This is a genomic window from Marinobacter sp., from assembly GCF_014859525.1.
Taxonomy (GTDB): domain Bacteria; phylum Pseudomonadota; class Gammaproteobacteria; order Pseudomonadales; family Oleiphilaceae; genus Marinobacter.
The window spans coordinates 1-4,342 of sequence record NZ_JACUUB010000132.1; the positions used below are offsets into that span (position 1 = coordinate 1).

Consider the following 4,342-nt stretch of genomic DNA (forward strand, 5'->3'; position numbering starts at 1 on the left):
AACCCCAAACCAAATCCCCAAAATCTCCCCTCCAAACCAAAGCCCCAACAACCCAGCCGCCGCCAGATAAGGCCCAAACGGAATCGGCACCTCCCGCCCATGCTTCTTGAACACCATCAGCGCAATACCAACCACCGCCCCCACCAAAGACGACAGCAAAATCACCGCAGGCAACAACTGCCACCCCAGCCAGGCCCCCAGCGCCGCCAACAACTTGAAGTCACCATGCCCCATGCCCTCCTTGCCAGTCGCCAGTTTGAACAGCCAATACACCGACCACAGCGACAAATACCCCGCCACCGCGCCCCAGAAAGCGCTCTGAAAATCCGTCAGCACGCCAAAATAATTTAACACCAGCCCCAGCCACATCAGCGGCAAGGTAATGCTGTCTGGCAACAGCTGGGTATCAAAATCTATCATCGTTAAAGCAATCAGCGACCACACCAACAGCAATGCCCACAAGGCTGACTCCGTTGGCCCCAGCAAAGCTACGGTTACTACCGAAAACAACGCGGTAATCGCCTCAATGGCCGGATAGCGCACGGAGATAGGTGTCTTGCAGGAAGAACACTTGCCCCGCAGCGCAAGCCAGCTGATCACCGGGATATTCTCCCAGGCACGAATCTTATGGCCGCAAGACGGGCAAGTAGAGGCCGGTTTGGACAGCGATATGGGCGTGTCGGCTTTTCGCTGTTTATCCGGGACTTCCAGAAACTCCTCACACTGGCAGCGCCATTCCTGCTGCATCATTTTGGGCAGGCGCAGGATGACCACGTTCAGAAAACTGCCAATGCAAAGCGAGAAAAGAATCACTGTGAAGTAGAGAAGCCAGGGGGTGGAGAGAAAAACGTCGAGGGTAGGCATTAAAGCACTCGTTTTGAGCTGAAAATGGACCCCGCTCCCGGGGAGGGAGCGGGGTAATAGGGTGTGGCCGGGCGACTAAGGCGAAAACTCAGCCAACAACCTGACCCATCTGGAAGATCGGCAGGTACATGGCGATGATCAAGCCGCCAACCAGCACACCCAGGACGGCCATGATCATGGGCTCCATAAGTGTGGTCAGGTTATCGACCATGTCGTCTACCACGGCCTCGTAATGCACGGCGACCTTCTCCAGCATGTCGTCCAGGTTACCCGACTCTTCACCAATGGCGGTCAGTTGCACGGCCATCACCGGGAAGATGTCCTGTTCGCGCATAGATGCCTGCAACTGAGTACCGCTGGATACATCGTTCTTGATGTTCATGATCGCATCCCGGTAGACCGCGTTACCGGTGGCACCGGCCACGGAATCCAGAGCATCCACCAGGGGAACACCGGCTGCAAAGGTTGTTGAAAGCACCCGGCCGAATTTGGCAACGGCGGACTTGTCAAGAATTTCACCAACGATCGGTAATTTAAGAACGTATTTATCAACAAGGTCCGAAAACTTCTGTGAGCGGCGCTTGGATTCTTTGAAGAGATAAATCGTACCTACGATGCCCAGGAGCACCACAAACCACCAGGTTTGCATCCATTCCGAGAGGTTGACCACCATCTGGGTGAATACCGGAAGATCAGCGCCAAAGCCTTGGAACAGGCTTTCAAACTGCGGCACCACTTTCACCAGCAAAATGGCAGTAACCACAATGGCCACCACAATAACGGCGATTGGGTAGGTCATCGCCTTTTTGACTTTCTTCTTCAGCAGTTCGGTTTTCTCAAGATACAGGGCAATTCGATCCAGCATTTGCTCCAGCGCACCGGCTTTCTCGCCGGAATCCACCAGGTTGCAATACAGGTTGTCAAAATGCTTCGGGTATTTGCGCAAGGAAGCGGCAAAGCCGGTACCGGAAGAAATGTCATTCCGGATGTTCATGACCAGTTCCTGCAAGCCTTTGTTCTCAAGGCCGTCAGCTACGATGTCAAAGCTCTGCACCAACGGCACGCCGGCTTTCATCATGGTAGCCAGCTGGCGAGTGAGCATGGCTATATCAAACGGCGTTATTTTTTTGCTGCCGCCAAACAGTGGTTTGGGCTTCTTTTTAACCTTGTCCGGGATAATGCCTTGCTTTCGCAATTGGGCTTTCACCAACGCCAGGTTGGAGCCGGTCAGCTCCCCCTTGGCTTTGTTACCTTTGCGATCCTTGCCTTCCCAAACGTACGATTCCAGCTTTTGCGCTTTTTCTGCCATGCTTAATCCTTCGTAACGCGGTTGGCTTCCTCAAGACTGGTCACACCCTGCATCACTTTAAGCAGCGCCGATTGTCTCAGGTTAGCGAAGCCTTCTGCCTGCGCCTGTTTTGCAATTTTGATGGAACTGGCTTCTTCCATAATCATGCTCGCCAGCTCTTCGGTAATCTTTACCACCTCGTAAATCCCGACGCGGCCTTTGTATCCACTAGTGCATTTATCACAGCCCTTTGGGCGGTACAACGTGAAGCCTGTATCAATTTGTTCTTGTGTGAACCCTTCCTTCAAAAGCACGTCTTTTGGCACGTCCATGGGCTGCTTGCAGCTGCACAGCCGCCGGCCAAGACGCTGGGCAATAATCAGGCTGACCGAAGTGGCAATGTTGAAGGCCGGTACCCCCATGTTCATCATTCGGGTCAGGGTTTCCGCCGCGCTGTTGGTGTGCAACGTGGATAGCACCAGGTGCCCGGTTTGTGCCGCCTTGATCGCAATGTTGGCGGTTTCCAGATCCCGGATCTCCCCCACCATGATTACGTCCGGGTCTTGCCGCAGGAAGGCTCGCAGTGCTTCCGCAAAGCCCAGACCCACCCGGGTGTTCACGTTAACCTGGTTAATGCCTTCCAGGTTAATCTCGGCCGGATCTTCCGCCGTGGAAATGTTGATGGCCGGCGTGTTCAGAATGTTCAGGCCGGTATACAGAGACACCGTTTTACCGGAGCCGGTCGGCCCGGTCACCAGGATCATGCCTTGGGGTTGAGCCAGGGCGTCCATGTATAACTTCTTCTGTTCTTCTTCATAGCCAAGCACATCAATGCCCAGCTTGGCCTGGCTTGGGTCCAGGATTCGCAGAACGATCTTCTCACCCCACAAGGTGGGCAGGGTGTTTACCCGAAAGTCGATGGCCTTGGTTTTGGACAGCTTCATCTTGATCCGGCCGTCCTGGGGCACCCGCCGCTCGGAAATATCCAGCTGCGCCATGATTTTTACCCGGGCGGAAATCTTGGGTGCCAGCTTGATGGAGGGGCGGGAAATCTCTTTCAAAATACCGTCTGTCCGGTAACGAACGCGGTAGGTTTTCTCATAAGGCTCAAAGTGAACGTCAGACGCGCCGCCACGAATGGCGTCAAGCAGCATCTTGTTGACGTACTTCACGATGGGGGCATCATCTACCTCGGTCACGGCGCCATCGTCGTCCTGATCGCCGCCCTCGGTTTCTACACCCTCAAGGTCTGCGTCATCCAGGTCTCCCATGGAGCTATCGCTGGATTCAAGATACCTTTCGATGGCTGACCGCAGCTTGGCATCATCCACCAGGATGGCATCGGTACTCAGACCGGTGTTGAACTTGATTTCATCCAATGCCTGAATGTTGGTGGGGTCTGATACTGCAATAAACAGCCGGTTGCCGCGTTTGTAGAGGGGCAGGGCGTTGTGTTTGCGCACCAGCTTCTCGTCCACCACCTTCTCCGGCATCATGTCCGGCAAAAAGGCGTCCAGGTCCATCACCGACACACCAAACTCCATAGCTGCGGAAAACGCCAGTTTGGAGCTGTCGGCCAATTGGTTTTGGGTAAGATAGGTAATTAGAGGAATGCGGTTCTGGGAGGCCTGAATAAAGGCATCTTTGGCGGTGTCTTCATCCAGAAGCCCGTCATCCACAAATCGCCGGGCCAGGCCCGTCAGGGTCACGTTTCGGTTGCTGCTCGCCATAAATGCTCTGAGGAAAGTCTTATAAGTGGCTGAAACTCGTGTTTATGAACACAGAGTTTAGATGCATGGCCGGGGTTTGGAAAGCGGGGTGGGTCTCAGCTTTGATCTTTCTCAAAGACATGTCGCTGAAATATGCTGGTCGGCTTGTGTTAGGGGTGGTGACAAAAAACGTCACTCCTGGACGTGTTGGGGCGATGCTTTGTGGTTTTTCCTCGTGTGATGTGTGTCACAGAGGGATGCAACACCCTGAATATGCGTTTATTTTTAACATTATCTTGCATTTGGCACGATGGGTGCTTAATTTATCGCAGGCTCAGCGCGGCTGGTTGGGAATGTGCCTGACGGCCAGGGCTTTGATAAAAGAAACGACAACTCTAGAGGTCGATAACATGCAAGAAGTTAAAATGAATCATGGTCAGAAGGGTTTTACCCTGATCGAACTGATGATCGTTGTGGCGAT

General features: G+C 53.7%; 4 protein-coding genes. 1 reads left to right on the forward strand and 3 read right to left on the reverse strand.

Translation table 11 applies throughout. The annotated features are described in order from the left end of the window. The 3 genes from IBX51_RS14470 to pilB all read right to left on the reverse strand — a co-directional run. A partial coding sequence (locus tag IBX51_RS14470) for an A24 family peptidase (protein WP_291832011.1) occupies positions 1-864 on the reverse strand: 864 nt, incomplete at its 3' end. Between the two features lie 88 nt (positions 865-952). Beyond that, positions 953-2,173, reverse strand: a complete 1,221-nt coding sequence (locus IBX51_RS14475) for a type II secretion system F family protein (RefSeq protein WP_291832012.1) — start codon at positions 2,171-2,173, stop codon at positions 953-955. A 2-nt stretch (positions 2,174-2,175) separates the two neighbouring features. After that, positions 2,176-3,882 (reverse strand): type IV-A pilus assembly ATPase PilB, encoded by a 1,707-nt coding sequence (gene pilB / locus IBX51_RS14480; protein ID WP_291832013.1) that lies wholly within the window; start codon positions 3,880-3,882, stop codon positions 2,176-2,178. Between the two features lie 65 nt (positions 3,883-3,947). Here pilB and IBX51_RS14485 point away from each other — a divergent pair. Next, the coding region (locus tag IBX51_RS14485) for a prepilin-type N-terminal cleavage/methylation domain-containing protein (protein ID WP_291832014.1) at positions 3,948-4,342 on the forward strand (395 nt) is incomplete at its 3' end.